Source organism: Leuconostoc carnosum (genome assembly GCF_007954525.1).
Lineage (GTDB): Bacteria > Bacillota > Bacilli > Lactobacillales > Lactobacillaceae > Leuconostoc > Leuconostoc carnosum.
On the sequence record NZ_CP042374.1, the window covers coordinates 1,018,248 to 1,042,353 of the forward strand.

Annotated in this window: 22 protein-coding genes; 13 read left to right on the forward strand and 9 right to left on the reverse strand. The window is 36.1% G+C overall.

What is annotated here, in order from left to right:
- Positions 1-169: 169 nt before the first annotated feature.
- Positions 170-1,239 (reverse strand): IS3-like element IS1163 family transposase gene (locus FGL89_RS05095; RefSeq protein WP_105451717.1). Its coding sequence is split into 2 segments (ribosomal slippage): positions 170-1,011 and positions 1,011-1,239, totalling 1,071 coding nucleotides; the frame shifts between segments, so codons are not numbered across the junction.
- A 975-nt stretch (positions 1,240-2,214) separates the two neighbouring features.
- Here FGL89_RS05095 and FGL89_RS05105 point away from each other — a divergent pair.
- A complete protein-coding gene (locus tag FGL89_RS05105; protein WP_014975026.1) occupies positions 2,215-2,892 on the forward strand; it encodes a CPBP family intramembrane glutamic endopeptidase in 678 nt (225 codons plus the stop codon).
- Between the two features lie 159 nt (positions 2,893-3,051).
- Here the strand turns inward: FGL89_RS05105 and rihC are convergent, their stop codons facing one another.
- Together rihC and FGL89_RS05115 are read right to left on the reverse strand one after the other, a co-directional pair.
- On the reverse strand, positions 3,052-3,984 hold the full coding sequence (gene rihC / locus FGL89_RS05110; protein WP_014975025.1) for a ribonucleoside hydrolase RihC: 933 nt from the start codon (positions 3,982-3,984) through the stop codon (positions 3,052-3,054).
- 29 nt (positions 3,985-4,013) lie between these two features.
- Positions 4,014-5,237, reverse strand: a complete 1,224-nt coding sequence (locus FGL89_RS05115; protein WP_014975024.1) for a NupC/NupG family nucleoside CNT transporter — start codon at positions 5,235-5,237, stop codon at positions 4,014-4,016.
- A 581-nt stretch (positions 5,238-5,818) separates the two neighbouring features.
- On the opposite strand from FGL89_RS05115, the gene FGL89_RS05120 reads away from it, so the two are divergent.
- The 4 genes from FGL89_RS05120 to FGL89_RS05135 all read left to right on the forward strand — a co-directional run bounded on the left by FGL89_RS05120 (position 5,819) and on the right by FGL89_RS05135 (position 10,702).
- On the forward strand, positions 5,819-7,117 hold the full coding sequence (locus FGL89_RS05120) for a GHKL domain-containing protein (RefSeq protein ID WP_014975023.1): 1,299 nt from the start codon (positions 5,819-5,821) through the stop codon (positions 7,115-7,117).
- Positions 7,118-7,132: 15 nt separating this feature from the next.
- Complete coding sequence (locus tag FGL89_RS05125) at positions 7,133-7,837, forward strand: LytR/AlgR family response regulator transcription factor (protein ID WP_014975022.1); 705 nt, start codon at positions 7,133-7,135, stop codon at positions 7,835-7,837.
- Positions 7,838-7,945: 108 nt separating this feature from the next.
- Complete coding sequence (locus FGL89_RS05130; RefSeq protein WP_014975021.1) at positions 7,946-9,802, forward strand: FAD/NAD(P)-binding protein; 1,857 nt, start codon at positions 7,946-7,948, stop codon at positions 9,800-9,802.
- A 93-nt stretch (positions 9,803-9,895) separates the two neighbouring features.
- Entirely contained in the window at positions 9,896-10,702 is an 807-nt protein-coding gene (locus FGL89_RS05135; RefSeq protein WP_014975020.1) for a Cof-type HAD-IIB family hydrolase, read from the forward strand.
- 14 nt (positions 10,703-10,716) lie between these two features.
- Here the strand turns inward: FGL89_RS05135 and FGL89_RS05140 are convergent, their stop codons facing one another.
- Both FGL89_RS05140 and FGL89_RS05145 read right to left on the reverse strand, forming a co-directional pair.
- Complete coding sequence (locus FGL89_RS05140) at positions 10,717-11,622, reverse strand: alpha/beta hydrolase (protein WP_014975019.1); 906 nt, start codon at positions 11,620-11,622, stop codon at positions 10,717-10,719.
- Between the two features lie 70 nt (positions 11,623-11,692).
- Positions 11,693-12,232 (reverse strand): YagU family protein, encoded by a 540-nt coding sequence (locus FGL89_RS05145; protein ID WP_014975018.1) that lies wholly within the window; start codon positions 12,230-12,232, stop codon positions 11,693-11,695.
- A 347-nt stretch (positions 12,233-12,579) separates the two neighbouring features.
- On the opposite strand from FGL89_RS05145, the gene FGL89_RS05150 reads away from it, so the two are divergent.
- The gene (locus FGL89_RS05150; protein WP_147000442.1) at positions 12,580-13,641 is read left to right on the forward strand and encodes a BMP family lipoprotein; all 1,062 of its coding nucleotides are present in this window, start codon (positions 12,580-12,582) and stop codon (positions 13,639-13,641) included.
- A gap of 362 nt (positions 13,642-14,003) precedes the next feature.
- Here the strand turns inward: FGL89_RS05150 and FGL89_RS05155 are convergent, their stop codons facing one another.
- Positions 14,004-14,564: an ECF transporter S component gene (locus FGL89_RS05155; RefSeq protein WP_014975016.1), complete on the reverse strand. Its 561-nt coding sequence runs from the start codon at positions 14,562-14,564 to the stop codon at positions 14,004-14,006.
- 305 nt (positions 14,565-14,869) lie between these two features.
- On the opposite strand from FGL89_RS05155, the gene FGL89_RS05160 reads away from it, so the two are divergent.
- The 5 genes from FGL89_RS05160 to FGL89_RS05180 are packed head-to-tail and all read left to right on the forward strand — an operon-like array spanning position 14,870 to position 18,733.
- Positions 14,870-15,262: a GntR family transcriptional regulator gene (locus tag FGL89_RS05160; RefSeq protein WP_014975015.1), complete on the forward strand. Its 393-nt coding sequence runs from the start codon at positions 14,870-14,872 to the stop codon at positions 15,260-15,262.
- Entirely contained in the window at positions 15,259-16,164 is a 906-nt protein-coding gene (locus FGL89_RS05165) for an ATP-binding cassette domain-containing protein (protein WP_014975014.1), read from the forward strand. Before FGL89_RS05160 ends, FGL89_RS05165 begins: the two co-directional genes overlap by 4 nt.
- Positions 16,161-17,027 carry a hypothetical protein gene (locus FGL89_RS05170; RefSeq protein WP_147000487.1) on the forward strand — a complete coding sequence of 289 codons (867 nt, stop codon included), beginning with the start codon at positions 16,161-16,163 and terminating at the stop codon, positions 17,025-17,027. The genes FGL89_RS05165 and FGL89_RS05170 overlap by 4 nt, the downstream gene beginning before the upstream one ends.
- A 29-nt stretch (positions 17,028-17,056) precedes the next feature.
- Positions 17,057-17,962: an ABC transporter ATP-binding protein gene (locus FGL89_RS05175; protein ID WP_014975012.1), complete on the forward strand. Its 906-nt coding sequence runs from the start codon at positions 17,057-17,059 to the stop codon at positions 17,960-17,962.
- Positions 17,963-17,965: 3 nt separating this feature from the next.
- Positions 17,966-18,733, forward strand: coding sequence for a DUF2705 family protein (locus tag FGL89_RS05180; protein WP_014975011.1), 768 nt, complete (start codon positions 17,966-17,968; stop codon positions 18,731-18,733).
- 82 nt (positions 18,734-18,815) lie between these two features.
- On the opposite strand, the gene FGL89_RS05185 is transcribed toward FGL89_RS05180, so the two are convergent.
- From FGL89_RS05185 to FGL89_RS05195, 3 genes are all read right to left on the reverse strand, one after another.
- Positions 18,816-19,676 (reverse strand): aldo/keto reductase, encoded by an 861-nt coding sequence (locus tag FGL89_RS05185; RefSeq protein ID WP_014975010.1) that lies wholly within the window; start codon positions 19,674-19,676, stop codon positions 18,816-18,818.
- 127 nt (positions 19,677-19,803) lie between these two features.
- Positions 19,804-20,685 carry a metal ABC transporter solute-binding protein gene (locus tag FGL89_RS05190; RefSeq protein ID WP_014975009.1) on the reverse strand — a complete coding sequence of 294 codons (882 nt, stop codon included), beginning with the start codon at positions 20,683-20,685 and terminating at the stop codon, positions 19,804-19,806.
- Positions 20,682-21,122 (reverse strand): MarR family winged helix-turn-helix transcriptional regulator, encoded by a 441-nt coding sequence (locus tag FGL89_RS05195; protein ID WP_014975008.1) that lies wholly within the window; start codon positions 21,120-21,122, stop codon positions 20,682-20,684. The genes FGL89_RS05190 and FGL89_RS05195 overlap by 4 nt, the downstream gene beginning before the upstream one ends.
- A 213-nt stretch (positions 21,123-21,335) precedes the next feature.
- Here FGL89_RS05195 and FGL89_RS05200 point away from each other — a divergent pair, with 213 nt between their 5' ends.
- Complete coding sequence (locus tag FGL89_RS05200; protein WP_014975007.1) at positions 21,336-22,088, forward strand: ABC transporter ATP-binding protein; 753 nt, start codon at positions 21,336-21,338, stop codon at positions 22,086-22,088.
- Between the two features lies 1 nt (position 22,089).
- A complete protein-coding gene (locus FGL89_RS05205; protein WP_014975006.1) occupies positions 22,090-24,102 on the forward strand; it encodes an FtsX-like permease family protein in 2,013 nt (670 codons plus the stop codon).
- The last annotated feature ends 4 nt before the right edge of the window (positions 24,103-24,106 follow it).

A 24,106-nucleotide genomic window follows, 5' to 3' on the forward strand; every position in this document is an offset into this window, starting at 1 on the left:
TAATAATGATTTGAAACATCATGGATAGATTAATTATTTTGACTCTAATTGTATAATTATTTTAAAAAATAATAAGAGCGTATGCGGTCAAAAACATGTAGGGTACAAGGATCATTTATATATTTTATAATTTCATATGCTCCTATGTCAATAAATGGCACATCTTTTTCTAAACACTCGTTCTAATTCTGTCGGAATTAAACCAACTGATGTAATTTGAGGTTCGGATTACCAAGTCCTCAAAATTGGAAAAAGTTGTTTGAAAGGCAAACTCTCTCTTCAACAATGAGTGAAAAGCTTCAATTGGCCCATTATCATAAGGATAACCTTGTTTTGAGTATGAGTGGCTAATCTGATGCCGTTCAAGTAAAGTTTCAACTTCGTTGCTGGTGTACTGTGAACCCATGTCAGAGTGAAAATATTGTGGCTTTTGATGACATTCAAGCGCCTGATTAATCGTTTCTACAACTAACGTCGCCTCCATCTGACGACCAATCTTGAAAGCAAGAACTTGATGAACCTTTGGTTCGTAAATAGAACTGAGATAAACCCAGGTTCCTGGACGTAATTCCAAATAAGTAATGTCAGCACGCCATATCCTTGCATTGGGCTGGTGCTTGATTAAATTGGGGCGTTGCGAATGATCCACATGAGTGCCAGGTTTTTTAAATCGCCGATTCATTAAAGAGTGAATCTCCATTTCCCTCATTAATCGTAAAATTCGTTTTGACCCAACACAGATGCCTGACTTGCGAAGCACCATCGTTATTCGTGGATAACCATAGGCACGATAATTATTTTCCCAAATCAATTTAATTTTTTCTTTGAGCTGATTATCAACACGTTCGTGTTGACTAGGTTGATATCTTTTCCAATGGTAATAGGTGCTGCGCGGTAATTTCAGTGCCGAAAGAATAATTGATAAGCGGTGTCGTAATAACTGATCTTCTATGAAGACAAGGCAATTAATTCGTCCTAATGCTTTCCCAGTAACACCGCCGCAGCTTTTAAAATTTCAAGTTCCTCCTTTAATCGCTGATTTTCCTTTTGAAGTTGTTTGAATTCTTTGGACGTTACTTCAGTACCGTCTTCTAGCTCAACTGATTTAGCGTCTTTAACCCAGTTATGAATTGCGGCTGGAGAAACACCGTATTCCTCGGAAAGCGAGCGAATAGATCTTTTCTCTTCACGATGCATCTTCACAATGCTGGCTTTAAAATCATCTTGATATCGTTTCATTGGAATGCTCCTATCTTGTTTTATTAATTATGGCACAACTGTTCAGAAATTTATGTACCAAATACTAGGATAGGAGCACGTTGTGTTACTCTGATTTTAATATTTTGATCAATTTTACTGACAGGTTATGGACCAATGTATCATATGATGGGAAGTAATATACTGAACACGTGTTACCAATAAATTAGATATATTAATAATAAGTACATGAGTTTAGTGAATGGATAACCATGATGAGGTTTTATTTTGTGAGTATTGATAAAAAATAAAGGTCGATTGAGTGTTTACATAGCGTTTTGATTAAATAAATTGATCTTGTAGATTTGTTACTACTATACTCATCCTGTCCATGTCTGTTCTGCAACCGTCACTGAGTCTCCTAGTTTTGATATTTGTTATCATTGTCGTCAGTATCGTTATTAATAACAATTTTTTGTGTAACTAATTATTACCACAACAAGTAATAAAAGTCACTAACATATTTAAGCAAAAATAAGTGATCCATATGCGAAAAATTAGGGGTTACAATTTGATAAACTATAAATCAGGAGTAAGTAAAGTGTGATTTATAGTTTTTAGTTGGAAACTGAATCAGGTACAGTTATTCAGATTAAATTGTAGAAGGATATAAAAATGGTAAAAGGTATAAACAAAAAAGCATTAGGGATTGTCATGATTTATTTTTTGACAATTGGAGCAATAGTTAATCATTTTTGTTCAAATATGAGTAATTTCAGTTACTTTCTATACGCGTTACTTTCAATTGGTAGTGGCATGCTATTTTACAGCAAATATAATAATAGAGAAATAAAAAAATGAATTTAGACTTAAATATTTTAACGCTGGTTATTAAGACGCTACAACACTTAGCATAAATCATACTTTGGTACTGTTAAATAAGAGATATCACTGATATTTTAATATGTTAAAAACAAATTTGGAATTAAATATATTGCGTAAAAGGAAACTAAAATTATGTCATTAAAAAATATTATATTATCTATTTTCAAAAAAGTAAGGCAATTCTTTGAACTCATTTTAGTCACAATATTAATTTATATGATTCTACTCATACCAGATGTTTTTCTTTTTACAGGTAATTTAAATCAATATACTTGGATACGGTTAGTATTGAATATCATTGGCGGTGGATTAGTTGCTTATTTTGGATATCGTTATTTAGTGAAGCAAGCGGATGTTGTTTTTGAACGTCTGAATAGTAAAAAAGTTGGCATGTCCGTCATTATATTTGTTATAACATGGCTGTTTCTAACTTTTGGGTTACCTGCGCTATTTGAGCATAATCCGTTAACGGGCAGTAATCAACATGCCATTGATACTATATTCAATCATTTAACGAATTGGTGGACACTGTTATTATTTAGTTTTAATATTGTTGTGATTGGGCCAATTGTTGAAGAAGTGTATTTTCGTGGCATTATGTTTGAAGAGGCCAAACCGCTTGGGAGAATTGTTCAAATATTGTGGCCAACACTGATGTTTGCGTTGGTACATTCACCATCGACATTGGAACAGTGGACAAATTACTTAACGGCTGGTGGTGTATTGATGATTGTTAGAGTTGTGACTAAAAAGTTGCAGTATTCGATCATGTTCCATAGTCTACATAATTTAGTAGCATTGTTGTCATAAATTTTTACTTAAATTCGCTGGCTGACATTCCCATATTTTTACGATTTTTTAATTATGGAAGAAATGAGAAGTAAGCACGTCAAAATTATACAATCTGAGTTTATTGAGGTAGCAAAAAAACTGTTGTTTTTTCAAATCAACAGTTTTTTTTATGCCATTTTATACTGTGCTTTCTAGATACTGGTTCATCACTGGTATTTGTTCAATGAACCACTTTTCAAAAGTTTCCGTGTCAATATCAACTGCCACTTTGGCATTGATTTTACCATCTGACCAGCGGTTTTGTGTATCGGCAATCGTGGCCCCAGCTGCTGGACCTTCTGTAATAATGTCAACCCAATAATCTTTTATTGTATAAAATTCTGGTTTTAATAAATAACAAATGGTGTTAACATCATGCATTGGTTTGCCACCGGGTTCACTGTCACCATAGGCGGTCATGAGTTGATGTAACATTTTTCCTGCTTCGCCAAGGCTGGCAACAGCATCAATGGTATGGAGAGATAGCAAAGCTTTTAAGGTCACATCTAAGCCGATCATCACAATGGGCACACCACTTTTGAAGACAATTTTAGCAGCATCTGGATCAGTGAAAATATTAAATTCTGCTACTGATGAGACATTTCCACCAGATAATGAGCCACCCATCAAAACAAATTGTTTTATTTTGTTTAATAGATCGGGGTGTTTTTGGATTAACAAAGCGATATTTGTATAAGAACCAGTAGCGACAATTGTCATTGGTTCAGGCGCTTCTGACAATACTTTTGCCATGGCGCTGACTGCATCGATGGTTAAAGCTTGTGTCGTGACAGTTGGAAATTCATAGCCAGGCATGCCTGATACGCCATGAATATATGAGGCATCAACGAATTCTTTTTGCAGTGGTGATGCGGCACCACGTGCTACAGGTACCTGGGTTTGCTTAAAAAATGTTGTGAGTTTTAAAAGATTAATTGTGGTTTTATCTACAGAAACGTTACCGGCAACACTTGTCAGTAATTTAATATCAATTGCTGGATTCGTGAGTGCAATTGACAATGCCACAGCGTCATCTATGCCTGGGTCCATATCTAAAATAATAGGTGTCATTTCGAGTCCTTTCTAAATTATTGCCTTGTTTACCATACGAACAGACCAGCAGTTGCTGCTGATAACAATGAAACTAAGATACCTGATAATAGCATGTATGGCACGTGGGAGCTAATATAATCGTTCTTTTCTTTGTCAACTAATCCCTTAAATGCACCAATAATCATACCAAGCGTGCCAAAATTAGCAAAACTTGTTAAGAAGACAGTTAGGACAATCCGTGCATGTTCGTTGGCGAACAAACCCTTACTAGCCATGATTGATTTTGACACTTGACCCATAACTACGAATTCATTTGTAACCAACTTGGTGCCCATGAATTGCGCTAACTTGAAAGCATCGTCGACGTTGAAGCCTAACAACCAAGCAAACGGGAACATGATCACACCAAAGATATTTTCAAGTGTTAACCAATACAACCCGGTTAAACTAAATAGTTGGTTAATTAGGGCTGCTAACGAAACGAAAGCAATAACGGTTGCAGTGATAATTAAGATTAATTTACCGGCACCAAGAATAGAATCCCCCAAAAATGAGAAGAATGGTTCCTTTTTAGTACCTTTTTCATGGATAGTAACAATGACATCATCTTTTGAGGCAACTTTATTAGGGTTTAAGATGGAGGTAATGATAATGGCACCTAAGATGTTAAGTGGGATAGCTGTTAAAACATATTTTCCGGGTACCATTTGTGTATATGATCCGATAATTGCTGATGTGACACAGCTCATTGACATCATGGCTAATGTCAAATTACGCTTTGCCGACATGCTGTCTAATTGTGACTTTGAAACAGCTAGCACCTCAGTGTTACCCAGAAACATCATTTCAATAGAAAAGAAGGCTTCAAATTTTGGTTGTCCAGTAATGAAAGCAAGACCTTTACCAACCCATTTAATAAACCAAGGTAATATCCCAATATATGTCAAAATATCAAATAGTGGGACAACGAGTAAAATCGGTAGTAAAGCTGATGTCACAAAATTGGGACCACCGTTGTTTGATGTTAACCATTCAGGTAAAGCAAATGCAATACCTTCTGATGCAACGGAAACCAACCAATTGAAGGCGTCAGATGCAGATTGAACCGCAATTTGCCCTGCCTTGAATTGTGTAAAAAACCAAGCTAAGGCTATCTCAATGATTAATACAATGCCAACAGATCGCCATTGAATATTCTTTTTATCTCGTGAAAACAAAGCAGCAATGGCAATGAAAACAAAGATACCAAATACATTAGCAAATAAAAACATTGTTTTTTCCTCCTGTGAAAGTAAATATAATGAAGTAAAACGTTTAACCGAAACCAGTATAACATAGTTTATTTAGTCTTGAAAGCGCTTCCAAACTAAATTTTCAGGTAGCTTTATAAAGTTGACATAACAGGTTAATTGACAATATCACTTTTGTTAACTTCTAATATCATTATAACTGTAACGTTATCTAAAAACATGATGTCTTGTTATTAAATTTCGAAATGATTCCGGAGTTTTTATGATTGGAACACTAATAAGCATGAGACAGTTTGTTTAAGAGAGTTGCCGGGTAATTTTATTATGATATTAAGGTATCTAAATTGTCTAAAAATGCCACTAATTTTAAAGCATATTTTTAGTATAATATAATGAAATCAAAGTTGATTTTTGTATAAAATTACTTTATTATATAAAAAGATAAATAGCAATTCAGCTAAACAGTTAAGAAATTCGCTCCAATCGGCCCTGATTGGAACGATTTTTTATTGTAACCATTGGGCAGGCCTGACTATATTGGGGCACATTTTTATTAATTCATGCAGTTGTTTTTAAAGAGCAGACTACGGAGAGCCCTTCATATGTTTCAAATCTTAAATATTTTAAATAGCGTGACTTGGCCGTTGTTTGAGGGTGTTGTTATGTTGACTTGGTTTAGTACTTTCCTAAGTCAGCGACATTATTCTTGGCGTATTTTAGTGAGGGTATTGCCATTATTATACGTTGTTAATATTATAGGTAATGGTTTTGATTCGGCGATACTGCGGGCAATTTTTAGCTCAACTTCTGCGATCGCAATACTTTATATTTTGGGAAGACAACAGCGCCTTGCTAGTAATCAATCAATAATCCTCCTCTATGCGATTGTTAGTAGTTTTTTTGCTTATTGGATACCGAATTTAGAAAAAACAGTGGTAGCATTTTTTGATGTCGAACCAGTGATTGAAGTTAGTTTAGATTTTTTGGCGAACGTTTTTTCCCTTGGTGTAGCCATTATAGTCAGAAAATTTAAGTATCAATGGCTGACTGAGGCGTTCTTATTAGGGCATCCTAAGCTACTTAAAGGACTGCTTTGGATTAGTTTGTGTCTGCGTATTATTAACGATTTTTGTGCGTATTTATTTGCAACAGACGCATTCTTTGGTTCAATCTGGTTAGATTTTTTCTTGTTAGTTGTGGTAGTGATACTGGTAATATTACCTGCTGGATTAAGCTATCGAGAGATGCTATTGAGCAAACTCAAGCAACATGGCGATGAACTTGAGGCAACGCATAATTATACACACACACTTGAATCGCACTATGCAGAGTACCTATCATTTAAACATGATTATAAAAATATTGTATCCAGTTTAGAATATGGTATTCAACTCGGTAACTTGAGCGATATCAAGACCACCTATTATTCGGTTATTAAAACTAGTGAAACTGGTTTGGCAGAGACGCGTGACTTGCATTTGCATCTAATAGTAGATAATAATTTAAAAAGTGCTATTTTAGTTAAATATCAATATGCTAAGGATCTCGGTGTTAACTTCAGCGTTGAGATAAATCAACCATTTCAAGTTTCAAGATTTGAAAATGACCTGAATTTTTATCGACTGTTTAACATTTTAATAGATAATGCAATCGAGGCGGCAGTGCCATCGGAAAAAAAGGTAGTTACCATTTTATTCATTGATTCTAAACAGATTGTCATCAGGAATAGTTATATGGGTCATATTAATGTTGAGAACATTGCGACGATGGGATATTCTTCAAAATCTGATCATAGTGGTTTTGGATTATATTTTGTTAATCAATATATTGCGCAACATGATCATATATCATTGACAACAACAGTTAATTCAGAAATATTTACACAAAAATTGTTGTTTTAGAAAAAGAGGAACAAGATGCATTATTATTTGTTAGAAGACACATTAATACAGCAAAAACGCATCCGAAATATTATCGATACATGTCGTATATTCGATAACCCAACGGCCTTTTTGGCGGCATTAATGGCAGATGAACAGCCTAAGACTATTTTATTAGATTTAGAAATTAAGACAGTGACTGAAGCCGGTTTTAATGTTGCCAAAGCGATTCGTCGAGTTGATACCTTATCGCCAATTATTGTAGTCACGACACATTCCGAAATGGTTGCTACCAGCTATGAATACCATATTGGCGCAATTGATTTTATAGATAAGTCGTTACCCGAACAACAATTTGTGCAACGTATTGAATCAGCACTGCAGGATGCTGCTAAGCAATATTTCAATAATAATCATGAGACAAAGCAACTTGAAATGGTTTTACTACCAACTGGAGAGAACATTGCATTAGAAGACATGATTTATATTGCGCATAATGGTGCAAATAGCCACTTATTAACGATATATTGTTCTCAACAAACAATTCAAATTCGTGGTACTGTTAAAACACTAGCTGAAATACATCCCAAGTTAATTAGAATTCATGCAGCATATATTATCAATCGGGACATGATCGAATCTTTAGATACTAAGGCGCATACAGTTACATTAAAACATCAAGTTACCTTGCCCTGCTCGAGAAAGTATCTTAAAATGTTAAAAGTGCTACTAGCAATATGAAATGTATCGTCAAAAATGGTTTTTGAAAACCTCATTGAAAACTATTATAATTGTAAATAGTTTAGAATTAGAATAGGTGTTCATAATTATGCACCCGGGAGAAAATATATGCAAGTTGCGATTATTGGTGCTGGACCAAGAGGACTCGCTATTGCCGAGCGCCTTATTAATTTGGCGGATGACAAGACACAACTCGATGTTCAAATTTATGATCCATATACTATAGGTGGTCGTGTTTGGGATCCATTTATTGTTAACAACAAACTTTTTTTGATGAACACCGTGATTGATCAGGTGACCTTATTTAATGATGACTCAATTGAGAATGGTGGCACACCATTTCCGGGACCGAACATGCGACAATGGATTGAAACCGAAGCACAAGCATTCTTAGCGAGTCATTCAGAATATGATAGACGATATAGTGATGAATTACGTTATTTGACACAACCTGGTGATTTTTCATCGCGGGGTATGCTTGGCGTTTATGCTGCTTGGTATTTTAATTGGTTAAAAAGTCGTGTGCGTAGTAATCATACGCTTACCTTTACGCAACAAGCGGTAAACAACCTAAAAAAAATTGGCACAAAGTTCGAATTGAATTTAACTGATGGCACACAAATGTTAGCTGACCATGTTGTAATGGCTTTAGGTCATTCTGATGTCGAGTTAACTGAAGAAGAAAGGCAGTTCGATAATTTTGCCACGCAACATGGCTTACAGTATGTGGGCCCAACTCATCCCGCTGAAGCAGATTTATCAAAGTTTAGTGACAAAGATACAATTATTATGCGGGGGCTCGGACTGAGTTTTTTTGATTATCTTGCTTATTTTTCAATTGGCAGAGGTGGTCAATTTGTGCGTGCTGATGATGGGAAATTAGTGTATCAAGCGTCAGGTAATGAGCCACATGTCATTGCTGGATCGCGTGGTGGCTTGCCATTACGTGCCCGCGGTGTGAATCAAAAATCAACAAGTGAATTATATCAACCAACATTTTTAACATTGCCCGCTTTGGATGCATTACGCGCTAAGGGTGGCGGTTATATGGCTTATGATGATTTTGAAAAACTGATGATTAAAGAATTAACTTATAAATATATTTATAATATTCTAAGTAGCGATCAACAGACCTTGACATATAATCAAACTGAAGCATTAAAGCAGGCTTTGCTAACAAGTGCTGATTTAATTGAAACGGCAAGATCATTTGGTTTAACAGATTATCCAATATTTGATGTTGAGGATATTTGTCATCCATCACGCCAACTAGATGCTGATGCAGATTATAAGACATGGTTTCTTGACTATTTGAAGGCAACTATTGATGATGCACGTCTTGGTAATAAACTGGCACCATTGGCAGGAACGTTCGATATTTTACGTGATCTACGTAATTGGGTACGACATGTGGTGGAACATGATTACTTTTCAGCAGATGATTATGAGAAGTTTTTGAGCCGTTTTAAACCATTTGATTCACTCGTGTCTGTTGGGCCATCATTAGAACGTACAGAAGAACTATATGCTTTGATGAAAGCTGGTATTTTTGAAGTGACAGCACCAGGCATTAAAGTTACAACAGAAAATGGTGCTTTTGTTGCCCGTGATAGGCGCCATCAAGAGTTTAAAGGTAATGCCCTAATTGAGGCACGTTTGGGGACAACAAGTATCGCTGTCGCACGTAACCCGCTGATTGTACATTTGCGTGATAATGGTATTTTGGTACAACCAGTACGGACACGTCGTAATGGGTCAACCTACAAACTAGATGCTGCCAATGTTGATCATCAAACATTTGAAGTGATTAATCGTGATGGGGAACTAGTAAATAATTTATATATTTATGGTATTCCGCTGGAGGGACTAAAATGGTTTAGCACAGTGATTCCAAGACCTGGTGTGAATACCATCATTTTGCGGGAAGGTGCTTGGATAGCAGAACGTATTTTAGCGCATGCATAGTTCCATAAAAAGATAACGTTTGATATTTTATCATGTTAAACTAATAACAGAACGCTAGGTCGTTTTGTGGTAAAAATGATTGATAGGTAGAACATGACAGCAGACATTCAGTTAATTGCAACTGACTTAGATGGCACTTTTTTGAGAGATGATAAAACCTTTGATGAAGTGCTGTTTAAGTCTGTGTTACAAAAACTTAAAATTAAAAATATACCATTTGTGATAACTACAGGGGTCCATCAAGAACGGATTAACGTATTATTAGCGAACTTTTTAGATTCAGGTCTAGCCTTTGTCAATAATAATGGCGCACGCGTTTTGACGTCGGCGGGTGAAGTGATTTATGAACGCACAATTTCTGCTGCAATATTAAGACAAGTACAGCAATTATTAATAGATTTTCCAGTGAAGCCGGACCGAGGTCTGGTTTATTCAACAGATGATACAGCCTATGTTCCGCGACAGTATTCAGGTACAATGACGGCATACAAGGCTCGCTTTTTTCAGCATATTAAAATATTTGATGATGTTTCAGAAATTAAAGCGCCAATTTTGAAGGTCACTATGAATTGGGAGCACTTTAATGAAACTAAATTTTATGAGGCAGCGAAATTAACTTTGGATCATGCGATACATGTTACTGAGACCGGAACTGGAGCAATTGATATTGTACCAGCAACAGTGAATAAAGCCGTCGGACTCAAGAAGTTGGCTGATCATTTAGGTATTGATATGGCAAATGTTGCGGCTTTTGGGGATGGCGGTAATGATCTTGAAATGTTAAGTAGTGTTGGGCATCCATATGTTATGCCCAACGCAACGCTACAAGGTGATTTTAACCATATTGAAATAGATAATAACCATGCTGGTGTACTAAAAACAATTTTAGATATTATTTAAAAAAACAACACCAATCACTTAGTGATTGGTGTTGTTTTTTTGTGTCGACGTATAAAACTTAATTTTTTCTGGTAAATGACATCAGTATCATAATCTTTTGGACCATGACCACCACCAGAAACCCAGTGTGTGATGGCGTGTTTACCTGTTGTTTTGTAGTACGCTTCAGCTAATGAGACACTTTGTAAATAAGGCACAACAGAATCTTTAGTACCAGCAATTAACATTAGTGGTGGCATTTTTGAGGTAAAATATGTTGCTGGATTAGCTTGAATGACTAAATCAGGTGCCAATTTTGGTGGGGTGTTGTTCAACATAATCGCTTCAAAAGCATTTGCCTGTCCAGTTTCCTGAAACTTCGGTGTGATATTGAGCTTCAAAAATTGTTCTTGAAATTGATCAACTTGATATGGACCGTATAAACCAATAATACTGTTAATTATCGGGAAAGAATTATCAGTTTGCGGAGTACCTAACGAAACTTGAGCTGAAAAGCTGGCAGCCGATAACGCTGCTAGTTGAGCACCACTAGATTCACCGATTAGTGTGACGTTATTCATGTCAAGCTGATAACCATTAGCATGCTGTCTGAGAAAATCAAGGGCAACGCGAATATCAGCAATTTGATTTGGAAAATAATTTTTGGCGGGTGTGTTCAATCGGTAGTTTAGACTAATTACTGCGAAACCATCAGCTAAAAATCGGAGGCTGGGATTAAGCTTGACGGATGATTTTCGGCCACGTAGGAGACCACCACCATAAATATCAAGGATTACTGGGAAAGTTGTTTCGCCTGTTGGTAAATAGATATCTAAAGTATGGTGCTCATCGAAAGCATATGCAATATTTAAGTAACGTTGCCTAGCCGTAGAAGGGATGGTGGCAGGTACAAAAGTGTCGGGTTTGTCTTTAAATAGCATAATATAAATATACCTCTACATATTATTATACAAAAAAGCACCCCAAAAGGATGCTTTTTTGTAAGTATGATTAGAGATTTGTTAAATGACCTTTTTTGTCTTTGGCAATCAAGTAGTAAACTGTTGCAGCAATTGCCCAGCCCCAAACAGCATGTCCAAAGAATTCTGAGAAGTGTTCGCTAAATGGTTGGTTCCATGGTGCTGGAACTGTACCAAATGCAGGCATCAAAATGACATGCCATACAACCCAAAGCACAAGACCATAAGCAGCACCTTGCCACAAACCAATTTGCTTCCAATACTGTGAGACGAAAACATACAGTACTGAAAATGCAATTGCAAATGAGAAATGCAATACAAGAGTGAACCAGAATACTTTTTGATCTGTTGAGTAATACACAAATGATTGAATCAAATGGTCTGGAATACCAATTTGTTGTGCCATGTGCTGTGGTGGGTTAATTAAATTACGTGCAATCGTACGTGGTGGAAATATGGCTTCCCAACCAATTTTAACCATCCCAGATATCATGCCAGCAATAATACCATACCAGATGCTTTTGATGATGATTTCTTTCAAGCCTGCTTGTGGCTTTTCTAATGTTAACATAAGAACTTCCCTTCTCCATTAAAGAAATTAAATTGTGATAACCATAATAGTTAACAGCAATTTAATCTATTACAATTAGTTAGTATAAACGTTTATTTGTGAATTGTCAAACAACTAGAAAAATATTTTATATTTCGTTAATAATGTTGGTTAAACAGCCATTTCCAATATTTTATGAAAGTATTAAAAATGGAATAAAATTTATATTGTGAAAATAATATTAACAGTAGTAGGGAGGGCCTTGCTTTGGTTAATCATAGCTGGTATTATTAATGTCAATGTGCTTTATAACTAATCGACAAATTTCCATACCGTACAGAGAGACGGGTGGTCGGAGGATAATAATTATGAAACGTTCAACATTGATTGGTACCATTATTGGTGCTGCGGCTGTTATTGGTATCGGAGTAACTATTGCTATGAATTCAGGTTCAAGCAAAAGTGATAATTACTCAGTAGCATTGGTTACAAGTACTGGTGGTGTTGATGACAAGTCATTTAACCAGTCTGCATGGGCTGGTATTAAGCGATTTGGCGAGAAGAATCATATGAAACAAGGGGAGAATGGTTTTTCTTACTTGGTTTCCAATGATGGTTCAGAAATTAAATCTAATTTACAGCAAGCAGTTAAAGCGCAGTATAAGTTAGTAGTTGGTATTTCATTCATGGGTGGCCCAGCAATGAAGCAGGTGGCTAAGGCTAATCCTAATACGCAATTTGCCATGGTTGAGGCGCAAGTACCTTATAAAAATGCGGCTTCGATTATGTTCCATTCGGAACAGTCATCATATTTGGCAGGTGTCGCCGCCGCTGAATCTTCAAAGACTGGGAAAATTGGGTTTGTCGGTGGTGTTAAAGGTGAAGTGATTGAACAATTTGAAGCTGGATTTAAAGCCGGGGTCTTGGCAACAAATCCTAAAGCAACTTTTGTATCACAATATGCGAATACATTTACTGATGCCGCTAAAGGTAAAACAATTGCCGCAGCAATGTATGCTAGTGGCGTTGATGTGATATTCCAGGCAGCAGGTGCCACAGGAAATGGTGTCTTTGCTGAAGCAAAGGCCGAGAATCAAAACACAACAGCAGATAAAAAAGTTTGGGTTGTCGGTGTTGATATGGACCAAAAGCAAGACGGGAACTACACAACTAAAGATGGCAAAAAAGCTAACTTCACTTTAGCCTCTGCAATTAAGCGTGTTGATAATGCCATTGAGCGTGTCGCTAAACAAGGAAAAGATAATCAATTTCCTGGTGGTAAAACAGTTACCTACGGTCTAAAAGAACAAGGTGTTGATATTGCTCGTGATTCAATGTCAGAATCCGCATGGCAAGCAACACAAAAAGCCAAGCAACAAATTTTGGATGGTAAGATTACCGTACCAACAAAGTTGAGTGCTATCAAATAATTAATCATTTTGGAAAAACACGCTATTTTGACAGACAAATATGTCAAAATAGCGTGTTTTTAGATGATTTTTAATTTGATGTTTTAGATTGATTGTGTGAATAATAAATATAATCATATTTAAGGTGTGTTTAATGTTGACTCGTTATCATATATGTATTGATAAGAATACTTAACTTATCAAACAACGAAACCTCGTTAAATAATATAAGAAATTTTCTCATCTCATTCTCTCTCCCTATCTTCTCATTCTCAAATATATTTTCTTTCCCCCGTATTATTTAGTTGATATGGGGTTTCGTTTATTTAAAAGCAAAAAGCGCTGACAGTTATTGTCGGCGCTTTTTGCTTTTACTCGTGCTACTAATTATATGACATCATGAGTTTACCATGAAGTTGATGGTCTAATATAGGGAAAACAATTAATACGACAATCATTGTGATGATGCAATTAACAATTGTCGGGATGATTGAGGTAATTGTTGCAGCAATTGCTGGTTGCACAGTTAATCCTTTAACAAGTGCCATCACGAAATTATGCAATGTTGAGGTGATAAATTTAGTAATGATTGCACTGAAAATAATGAGTACAAGGTTGACGGTTTGTCGGTTACGCTGATATCGGAGTGTACGGGCAACAAGAATAGCCGCACCACCAACAACAAACACTTCAAAAAAGTAATAAGGTGCATCTAATACATAATTATGTGTCAAATCAAAAATTGCTAACCCCATCCCACCGGCCAAAGCACCGCGTTTATAACCTAATAATAAGACAGAGAGTAAGGCTGCAGCGTTGCCGAGGTGAACAAAGGGCTTACCAATTAATGATGGCATTGGTACTTGAATACTTGTAGCCACAAAAGTAATAGCTGCAAAAAAAGCAACCAAAACAATTGTTAACGTCACACGATCTTCTTTCATAGTTTGCCTCGTGATTTCCTAAATTAATAATTAGATTTATTTTATCATAATATTGTAATTATGTTTGCAAAGAAAAACTTACAAACTAAAATAAATTGGCAATTCTTATATAAAAATATAATAAATTCGGGCATTTTATTGACAATATTATCTGTACCACGTAATATAGTACACGTAGTACAGTGTCTACTTATGAAGGGGACACTGTAGTAACAGGGGGAATTAATGAAACACAGTTAACATTTGTTGGTCGTATTGGTTACTTGGCTAAGCAACTAGCAAAAATTTAAAAAGGAAGTACATGAATGGCACAAATTCAACGGAATCAACCATTGTACGAGCAATTAATGTGGCGCATTAAGGCACAGGTTGCTGATGGTGTGCTAATTAAGGGAGAAAAGTTACCGTCTGTCAGAGAGATGGCTTTAATTGAGGGATTAAATCCAAATACTGTGGCTAAAGCCTACAAGGCATTGGAAGTACAGCATGTTATTGAGACAGTAACGGGCAAAGGGACGTTTGTGAGTGCTAATGATGATCAAGTAGCAGACCAACGCCTGATTGAAGAACTACGTGAGCAGCTTGGGGAAGTTGTGATCGAAGCTAAACGAGCCGCCATTTCCGCTCAGCAATTAAATGACTGGATTGCTGAAGCTTATGGTACTTCCACTAAAAAGCCTGCGAGGGAGAACGCATGACACTTGTAATTGAAAATATTTCTAAAAAAATTCAAAATAAAACGGTATTACATAATATTAATTTTGAATTAAATGAGGGAGAAATTGTTGGTTTAGTCGGCCGTAATGGTGCCGGGAAAACAACATTATTTGGTACAATTGCTGGTGAGTTATTACCTGATTTTGGTCGCATTGGCTTGAATGAGTTGGATTATATCAATACGACTACTTTACATGATCAGTTGTTTTATGTTGATATGCCAGATAATTGGTTGAAATATTATTCACCTCAAAAAATCAAAGAAATTTTGAAAATAGCTTATAAAGATTTTGATGAAGATTGGTATGATTTAGAAATTACGCGCTTTGACTTAAATAATGGCAAACGGATTCGAAATTATTCCAAGGGCATGCGTGCGTTATTTATGATTATTGTGAGTTTTGCGAGTCGAGCGCCATATATTCTGTTAGATGAACCACTAGATGGATTAGACGTGCTGATTAGAGATCAAGTTAAGCAAATGATAGTCAATCAGGTCATCGAACATAATACCACAGTGCTGATTGCATCGCATAATCTAGTGGAGTTAGATACATTAGTTGATCGTATTTTACTATTGAAAAATCAAACGATTGACCGTACTTTTTCAATTGAAGGTAATAAGAATATTAAGAAATATCAGTTGGCTTTTGTCGGCGATAAATTACCAGAGTTTTTACGTGGTAGTGGGACAATCATTGCACAAACTGGTCATATTGTGACTATTGTTTTTAATGATTTTGTAGAAGCTATCGGAATCAAGCTTGCAGGTCCAGATTTTAAGTTTGTAGAAGAATTACCGATTAGTAGTGAAGACATTTTCCGCGCAAGTTTTGCTAAAGAGGCACACGCATGGCAGCAAGAGTTGGAGGAGGAGGCATGAAGCAAGCAATACGTTTATATACAACCATCAAAAAGAATCAGTTTATTTTGGCATTAGCATTAGGTGTTTTGTTGGCAGTAGTGTCTGTCACTTCCAATTTATTGTGGAAAAATATTACAATGAAACATTTTAGCGAACAATTTGGACCAGTTGTTTTTGGCATTTGGATTTTTGTTGGTGCAACATCGGTATTAAATGACCAGTTAAAACATTTAGACACTTGGCTATTCACACAAAACATTTCTCGTCTGCAGCTCTTCCTAACACGTGTGATATTATTAATTGTGGCGCCTATCTTGATATCTTCGCTAATGGACATTGTGTTAACTTTGTTAACAGAACCTAAAAAGATGATTGATATTATTAGTAGTGATGCGACAGATGGTGTGCAATTTTTCTTTATAGCAAGTATAATGGCTTTTGTCTACACATTATTTGGTCCTATCTGGATGAAAATAACTGGGGCTATCTTTATGCTAATTGTTCCAATATCACCAGTTACACAGTTTGAAAAGATTGACAATATATTCGGTGTTAAACTATTTGAGCATAATGATAATTTACAAATTTTATCAGCCAATTTAATCATACTGGCTGGTGCAATCATTATATTTATGATAGGTGGCTATTTATCAACAAAGATTAGCGTGGACACAGTTGATGAAGCAGTTAGAATTCGTCACCTGAGATGGCCAGTTATCATTTTTGTATTTGTGTCAATGTATCTTACATTGATGTTGGAGACACGATCACCCATTAATTCTGGCATCATATTTAAAAATATGATTATACCAGCTATTATGGCGGTGATTACATTTGCATTTGTCTTTAAACCAACGTTTAAATTAACCTGGGATAAGTAATTGAAGAGTAAGAAAAAGGGGTGAAAGCAATGGCTTTATTAGAAGTTAAAAATATTGATAAAAATTTTGGTAAGAAGAAGGCGATGGACAACATTAGCTTTACTGTTAATGCTGGTCATATTGTGGGCTTAATCGGGCCTAACGGTGCTGGAAAATCCACAACAATGCGAGCAGTAACAGGATTAATGAGCTACTCATCAGGTAGTATCAATTTTGATGGGCAATCAGTCACTTTCAATAACCATCAAGCGTTAGACAGAATGGGGAATTTAATTGAATACCCATCAATTTATCCTAATTTAACAGCTTTAGAACATCTTAAGCTATATGCCATGGATACAAAACAACCGGCTGATTTTAAAGAGCTCATGCAAAAGACACAAATTGATGGTGACAACTTTGGCAAGAGAAAGGCTAAAAACTTTTCATTGGGAATGAAACAACGATTGGGCATTGCTATTGCGTTGATTCGTAATCCAAAATTAGTTATTTTGGATGAACCAATGAATGGATTGGATCCACAATCTGTGCATGATTTACGTGGATTAATTCGTAGTTTGGCTGATGAAGGTGTGGCATTCTTAATTTCAAGTCATTTACTTGATGAGTTACAAAAATTAGTTGATGACGTTGTTATTATTAACCATGGTAAAATTATTGAGACTGCCACAATGACTGAATTTTTCAGCCATGATAAAGTACGCTGGACATTAGCAACTTCCAATAATGATGCGGCGGTTCAATTGTCAAAAAGCAATGGCTGGGATGCTACGCTTGATGAGGGACATGTACAAGTATCTGGCGCAGAAAATTTACAGCAAGTTATCACAGCAATCAATGGTGCAGATATTCAAATTCAATCACTTAACACTGTAACTGGGAATTTGGAAAAGTCATTACTTGATGTATTAGCTAGTGACGATAAGGGGGAATAAGTTATGTTGACTTTGATGAAACAAGAATATTATAAGGTTTTTAAACAGAATCGCTTAGCTATATGGTTGGTCATAAGTTTTCTATTTCCATTAATTATAATGGGTGTGTTTAAGTCTCAACGTAATGGTGATACAATCTTAGCTTTTGGTCAAGGTGCTATTTACATTTATATGGCTGGTATCATTATCACGGCACTTACAGTTTCACAAGAGTTTGCCTTTGGAACAATTAGACCATTATTATCACGGCGGTTTAGTCGTGGCATGGTATTTGCCAGTAAGTTAGTTTTGAATTTTAGCATCTATATCATGTTGATTGTAGCTGCATTTATTGGTACGATGATCAGTAAAATAATTTTTGTACCGAAGTTTAATTTTGCTGATAAGGCAGGTTATGCTGGTAACGGTTGGCAAATGATGGGCATGCAAGTATTTAATATACTTGCGGGTATGATCTTTGTGGCTGGGTTGGTATTGTTAGTGACTAACTTGGTTAAAAGTTCAGGCGCTGCCATTGGCATGGGCGTTGTTATGACAATCGGGACACCCATTATTAGTAGTATTTCAGCTGTTTTGATCCAATCAGCACCAATATTGAAATGGAATCCATTCAACGTCTACTTGGGTATGAATATGTATGGTAGTATAAGTTCATCAGCCATTAAAGAGATGATCAAACTGTCTTCTAATGAAGTCATTATTGCTTATCTAGTATACATTGTACTTTTATATGGTATTGCATATCTTATTTTCAAGAAGCGCTCAGTTTAATTACAATGATCCAAAAAGCACTCAGAAAGTTACTAAGCTTTCTGAGTGCTTTTTTAGTTAATATGTTTCACGTGAAACATGGTTAAAATTGTATTTTGTCTGCATCGGTATGCACATCATTTACACCAGATAGTTTATCAAGCTGATCAACTTCCTCTGTTGTTAGTGAAAAGTCGAATACGTTAGCATTAGCTTCGATAAATTCTTTATGCGTTGATTTTGGTAGAGGCAAGAAACCTTTTTCCAAGGACCAGCGAATTAAAATTTGTGGGACAGATTTGCCGTATTTTTCAGATAAAGCATTGACTTGTGGCAAATTGATTAACTTACCTGTGCCTAGTGGTGAATAGGCTTCGTTCAACATGCCATGTGCTGTATTGTAAGCTACCAATTCAGCTTGACCGTCTGAAGGGTTAAGAAAGTTTTGGTTAACCATGGGCGCAATTTTTTGTGTTTTTGCTAAGGCTTCTAGATGATGAATCTGGAAATTAGAAACACCAATTGCTTTGGCTTTACCTGCCTGGTAAGCTGCTTCAAAGGCACGCCATGTGTCAGCATTAGCCGCCTGCCAAGCCTCTTCATCCTTTTGACGAACGTCATGCGGATTTGGCCAGTGAATCAAGTAAAGATCAACATAGTCAATACCGAGTTTATTTAATGACGTCTCTAGCGCTTTGTTGGTTGCATCATAGCTGTGAGAGTCGTTCCATAATTTAGTTGTAATAAATAAATCTTCACGCGCAATACCAGAATCTTTAATGGCACGACCAACGGACTGCTCGTTGCCGTATATTGCTGCCGTATCGATATGTCGATAACCTGCTTCTAGTGCCCACTTGACTGCCTGATAAGCAACATCACCATCAGCAGATTGCCAAGTTCCAAAACCAATAACTGGAATTTTAACACCATTGTTGAGTGTGTAAGTGTCTGTTAAAGACATAAATTGTACCTCCAAATAAGATTAAACAAATTGTATCGAGTAAGAAATTGTTGCACTGATATCTTACTCTTGGGATTAGTATATCACTTTTGAAAGTTTAATTTTTGTCTGGTGCTCACACTAAATATTACTGAACCGCTTTTTGAACTTGCTTGAGTTCTTCCAATTTCCAACTAACATATGTTTTACTTGTAGGAATAGTTTCTGTGACATTAATAACAGGAACGTTGTTTTCTTTAGCCAGCTTAACTAAATTCGAAACTGTAGAACTGGTTGTTTGTTTATTATTGACAAAGAATGCGATTTTATGGTTAGTAATGGCAGATTTCAGTGCAGCAAGATCTGCGGGTGAAGGATCATTACCTTCTTCAATAGCTTCAGAAAATCCTGTGTCCATTACCTTATAACCCAGTGCAGTAAGCATGTATTCAAAAACAGGTTCGCTTTGGGCAACAGTTTGATTTTTGGTAGACTTTTTTAGCTCGTCAATAAGAGAGGTTACAGGTTTTAGGCTAGCAATATACTTTTTAGCGTTTGCTTGATAATCAGCCTTGTGAGTTGGATCTTTTTTAGCTAATGTATCAGCTAAATATTGAGCTGTTTCCGACATGGTTTTTGGATCATTCCATAAGTGAGGGTTAACACCACTTTTCTTGTTTAAAATGTTTTCCCCAATACGAATGAGCTGTGTGTGTTTAGAAGTCTTGGCCAGTTTATTAAGCCAAGCATCATAACCCAGACCGTTAGCCAATGCGATATCTGCGCCGCTAACTTTTTTGGCAACTGTTGTTGTTGGTTCGTAATCTTCAGGAGAAACATTGGGGTCTTTGATAATAGCTGTGGCGCTACCATGGTTGCCGACAACTGTTTTGGCAATGTCAGCATAAAAATCAGTTGATGCAACAATTGTTATTTTATCGTTACTTTTTTGAGTTGCCGTACCTTTAAAGGTAGCAAAACCAACGATGACAATAATAATTACGGCCATCAATGCAATAAGCTTTTTCATGAGTGATTTTCTCCTAGTTGATTAATTTTTACCAAAAATTCAATGATAGTTTGTTGCTGTTGTGGTTCAAAACCAGCAATTGTGTGATCAATGGTTTGGTGCAAATCTTGATGTGACTGTTGGTGCTGCAAAGCTAATTGAATGCCTTCGGGTGTTAGCGCATAGTTAACACTGCGTTTATCATTAGCATCCTGTGTTGCGGTAACGTAACCATGTGCAGTTAGATTCTTAATTGCTTTGGTAATCGCTGGTTTGGTGAGATTCATCTTTTCAGCTAATATACTGTTAGTTGCGTTATTTGATTGTAACAGCATCAGTAGATGCGCTTGAGTCGCATTAATTTGCTGTGCAGCGGTGGTGCGAATGAACTCAGAATTTGCTGCGTACGTTTGGACAAATGTGTTGAGTTCCTGAATAATGTTATCTGATTGTGACATGATGAGGCCTCTATAGTTTACTAGTTAATTAACCAGTAAACTATAACAAGAAAGATAACATCTTGTCAAATGAATATTTAATCATATATAACGAATGAGAACGCGTTGCTTTGCCATACGCTAATCTGACAATTTTGTCAGGCTATAGTAAAATTTGTCAGCTCATTGGTACCCAATTTAAGTCATAATAGTTACTATATTGGAGGAATAGTTATGTTATTAGAAGTTAATCACGTTGAGAAAGTTTTTAAAACACGATTTTCAAATGAAACAACGATTGCATTACGCGATGTGGATTTTAGTGTCGACAACGGGGAGTATATTGCGATTATGGGTGAATCGGGTAGTGGGAAAACAACATTATTGAATATATTAGCCACATTAGAACGGTCAACACATGGACAGGTGTTGTTAAACGGAACAAATATTACAAACATTAAAGAAAACGATCTTGCAAAATTTAGACGTGAGCATCTGGGATTTGTTTTTCAAGATTTTAATTTGTTGGATACATTGAATGTACGAGATAATATCTATTTACCATTGGTATTGAATCGAGAAACTGTACAAGCTATGAAAATGCGGCTTGATATGTTGGCGCCACAGCTCAATATTTCTGAATTATTAAACAAACAACCCTTTGAGTTATCTGGTGGTCAGAAGCAACGTGTGGCAGTGGCACGTGCTTTGATGACAAATCCTGATTTGGTACTAGGGGACGAACCAACAGCGGCATTGGATTCTAAAAATTCTGATCGTTTACTCAATTTGTTTGAAAAAATAAACGATCAAGGACAAACGATTTTAATGGTGACACATTCAAGCGTAGTTGCTAGTCATGCCAAACGTGTCTTGTTTATTAAAGATGGGATGATTTATCATCAATTGTATCGTGCTGAACGCAGTGTGAGTGAGTTCAATAAAGAAATTAATTTGGCAATGAGTACTATTTTAGGGGGCAACTGATATGTTTTATCTGAAACTAGCAGCCCGAAATATCAGGCAATCATTTAAGAACTTTTTACCTTTTTTGTTAGCGACTAGTACGATGTTTGTGATGTCGTATGTGTTGGCTGCGATTGCTTTTTCGCCCGAATTAAATCAACTGCAAATCCAACCAAAAGCAGTTTCAATGATTTTAATGGTTGGTTTAGCAATATTAGCACCTTTTTCAATTGGTATTAGTGTTTATGCCTATCGGTTTTTGTTGAAAAAACGGTCACGAGAATTTGGCTTATATGATGTACTAGGACTAGGGAAACGACAAATTACAATTGTGGCTTTATATGAGTTAGGCATGCTGTTTTTATTTACAATGGGAATTGGTTTGGTATTTGGTATTAGTTTGGCTAAATTTCTTTTTTTGATTTTTGTGACAATTTTAGGTGGACATGTATTTAACTTGTCATTGACTATTTTGTCTATTCTTGAACCATTGGCTGTCACTGGAATAACCTTTATATTATTGGGAATTGTTGTATTGTGGACTATTCGTCACAATTCCAGTTTGTCATTACTTCATTCTGAAAATAAAGGCGAGCGTGAACCAAAAGCACGAGTAAAATTAGCATTCTTAGGGGTTTTGTTATTAGCTATCGGGTACTATATGGCAGTGACTGTTAAAAGTGGTGAAACGGCAGTTAAAATGTTTGCTATTTCAGTTCTGTTAGTTATTGCAGGCACCTATTTATTTTATATGACCTTTACGATTTGGTACTTGCAACACCAAAAGAAAGGGCGACGTTATTATCGACCCGAAAAATTTATTACAACAAATGCAATGTTATATCGTATGAAACAAAATGCAATTGGGCTAGGGAATATTACGATATTAATTACTATGACAATCGTGACATTAGTTACCACTGTCATGTTACAAGTTGGAGTGAGTCAAGCCACATTAAAAAATATGCCTTATACAACAACCTTAAACGCATTGGGGCAGCATAGTGGCGAAGAGATGTCGTCTAAAGACAGCCTACCATCTGAAAAGCAGTTCAATAGGGCCGTGGCAACTGCTGCACAGCAATCAAATGTATCAATCACTAAGGGCATTTCATATGTTGATTTTGGTAGTCAAACTGTCAAAGTAAATGATAGCAGCCACCCTAAAATTACAGAAATAACTCAATCAGATGCAAAGAACGCACAAACAGTACAGATTATTTCACGGCAAACATTAATTAAAATGGGTAATAATGTACCAAATATCGGTAAAAATGAGGTGTTAATCCACAATGATAATGGCCATTTTAATCCGGACAGCATCACGTGGTTTGGTCATCAATTGGTCGTTCGTAGGAAAACTGACGCATTGAAAAATTTTCCAATAGCGCAATTTAATTCAGTGAATGCTAGTTTTATTATTGTGGCAGCCAATGATCAAGTTGTAAAAAAGTTAATTGATAGCCAAAATCGTATGATTAGGGACGGAGACCCTTATCAATTACCTATACGTCAATTCTTGATTAATCTTAATCAGACGGATAGCGCCAAACTAGTCGATGCTTTTACAAAATTGACAGATGAGAATATGGCGCGATACAGTGTTGATCGGTATAGCTACTTAAAGGGAACGCTCAGTACGTTGAGTGGCTTTCTATTTATTGGGTTTACTCTGGGACTAACATTTGTTTTGGGTGCAGCTTTAATTATTTATTATAAACAGATTGCTGAAGGGGAACAGGATCGAGAAGCTTTTCGTATCCTGCAAGAAGTCGGTTTATCGAAAAAAGAAGTTTCGCGAACCATTAATAGTCAAATTCGCTTACTATTCTTCACGCCAATTATTATTGCTGTGATTCATTTTGCTGGTTCATACGTCATGGTATCAAAAATTTTAACTGTCTTTGGCGTAGCTGACAGTCAATTGATGTTAACGGTAAGTGCAATTGTGATTGTTGTGATTATCTTGCTGTACTATATTATTTATAAAGTCACATCGCGTAGTTATGTCAAGATTGTACAGCGTCAAGTATAATGAT

What these genes read in the sequence shown, in the direction of transcription:
- FGL89_RS05105 (WP_014975026.1), top strand. Translation starts at nt 2,215, where the DNA reads ATGTCATTAAAAAATATTATATTATCTATTTTCAAAAAAGTAAGGCAA.
- rihC (WP_014975025.1), bottom strand. Translation starts at nt 3,984, where the DNA reads ATGACACCTATTATTTTAGATATGGACCCAGGCATAGATGACGCTGTG.
- FGL89_RS05115 (WP_014975024.1), bottom strand. Translation starts at nt 5,237, where the DNA reads ATGTTTTTATTTGCTAATGTATTTGGTATCTTTGTTTTCATTGCCATT.
- FGL89_RS05120 (WP_014975023.1), top strand. Translation starts at nt 5,819, where the DNA reads ATGTTTCAAATCTTAAATATTTTAAATAGCGTGACTTGGCCGTTGTTT.
- FGL89_RS05125 (WP_014975022.1), top strand. Translation starts at nt 7,133, where the DNA reads ATGCATTATTATTTGTTAGAAGACACATTAATACAGCAAAAACGCATC.
- FGL89_RS05130 (WP_014975021.1), top strand. Translation starts at nt 7,946, where the DNA reads ATGCAAGTTGCGATTATTGGTGCTGGACCAAGAGGACTCGCTATTGCC.
- FGL89_RS05135 (WP_014975020.1), top strand. Translation starts at nt 9,896, where the DNA reads ATGACAGCAGACATTCAGTTAATTGCAACTGACTTAGATGGCACTTTT.
- FGL89_RS05140 (WP_014975019.1), bottom strand. Translation starts at nt 11,622, where the DNA reads ATGCTATTTAAAGACAAACCCGACACTTTTGTACCTGCCACCATCCCT.
- FGL89_RS05145 (WP_014975018.1), bottom strand. Translation starts at nt 12,232, where the DNA reads ATGTTAACATTAGAAAAGCCACAAGCAGGCTTGAAAGAAATCATCATC.
- FGL89_RS05150 (WP_147000442.1), top strand. Translation starts at nt 12,580, where the DNA reads ATGAAACGTTCAACATTGATTGGTACCATTATTGGTGCTGCGGCTGTT.
- FGL89_RS05155 (WP_014975016.1), bottom strand. Translation starts at nt 14,564, where the DNA reads ATGAAAGAAGATCGTGTGACGTTAACAATTGTTTTGGTTGCTTTTTTT.
- FGL89_RS05160 (WP_014975015.1), top strand. Translation starts at nt 14,870, where the DNA reads ATGGCACAAATTCAACGGAATCAACCATTGTACGAGCAATTAATGTGG.
- FGL89_RS05165 (WP_014975014.1), top strand. Translation starts at nt 15,259, where the DNA reads ATGACACTTGTAATTGAAAATATTTCTAAAAAAATTCAAAATAAAACG.
- FGL89_RS05170 (WP_147000487.1), top strand. Translation starts at nt 16,161, where the DNA reads ATGAAGCAAGCAATACGTTTATATACAACCATCAAAAAGAATCAGTTT.
- FGL89_RS05175 (WP_014975012.1), top strand. Translation starts at nt 17,057, where the DNA reads ATGGCTTTATTAGAAGTTAAAAATATTGATAAAAATTTTGGTAAGAAG.
- FGL89_RS05180 (WP_014975011.1), top strand. Translation starts at nt 17,966, where the DNA reads ATGTTGACTTTGATGAAACAAGAATATTATAAGGTTTTTAAACAGAAT.
- FGL89_RS05185 (WP_014975010.1), bottom strand. Translation starts at nt 19,676, where the DNA reads ATGTCTTTAACAGACACTTACACACTCAACAATGGTGTTAAAATTCCA.
- FGL89_RS05190 (WP_014975009.1), bottom strand. Translation starts at nt 20,685, where the DNA reads ATGAAAAAGCTTATTGCATTGATGGCCGTAATTATTATTGTCATCGTT.
- FGL89_RS05195 (WP_014975008.1), bottom strand. Translation starts at nt 21,122, where the DNA reads ATGTCACAATCAGATAACATTATTCAGGAACTCAACACATTTGTCCAA.
- FGL89_RS05200 (WP_014975007.1), top strand. Translation starts at nt 21,336, where the DNA reads ATGTTATTAGAAGTTAATCACGTTGAGAAAGTTTTTAAAACACGATTT.
- FGL89_RS05205 (WP_014975006.1), top strand. Translation starts at nt 22,090, where the DNA reads ATGTTTTATCTGAAACTAGCAGCCCGAAATATCAGGCAATCATTTAAG.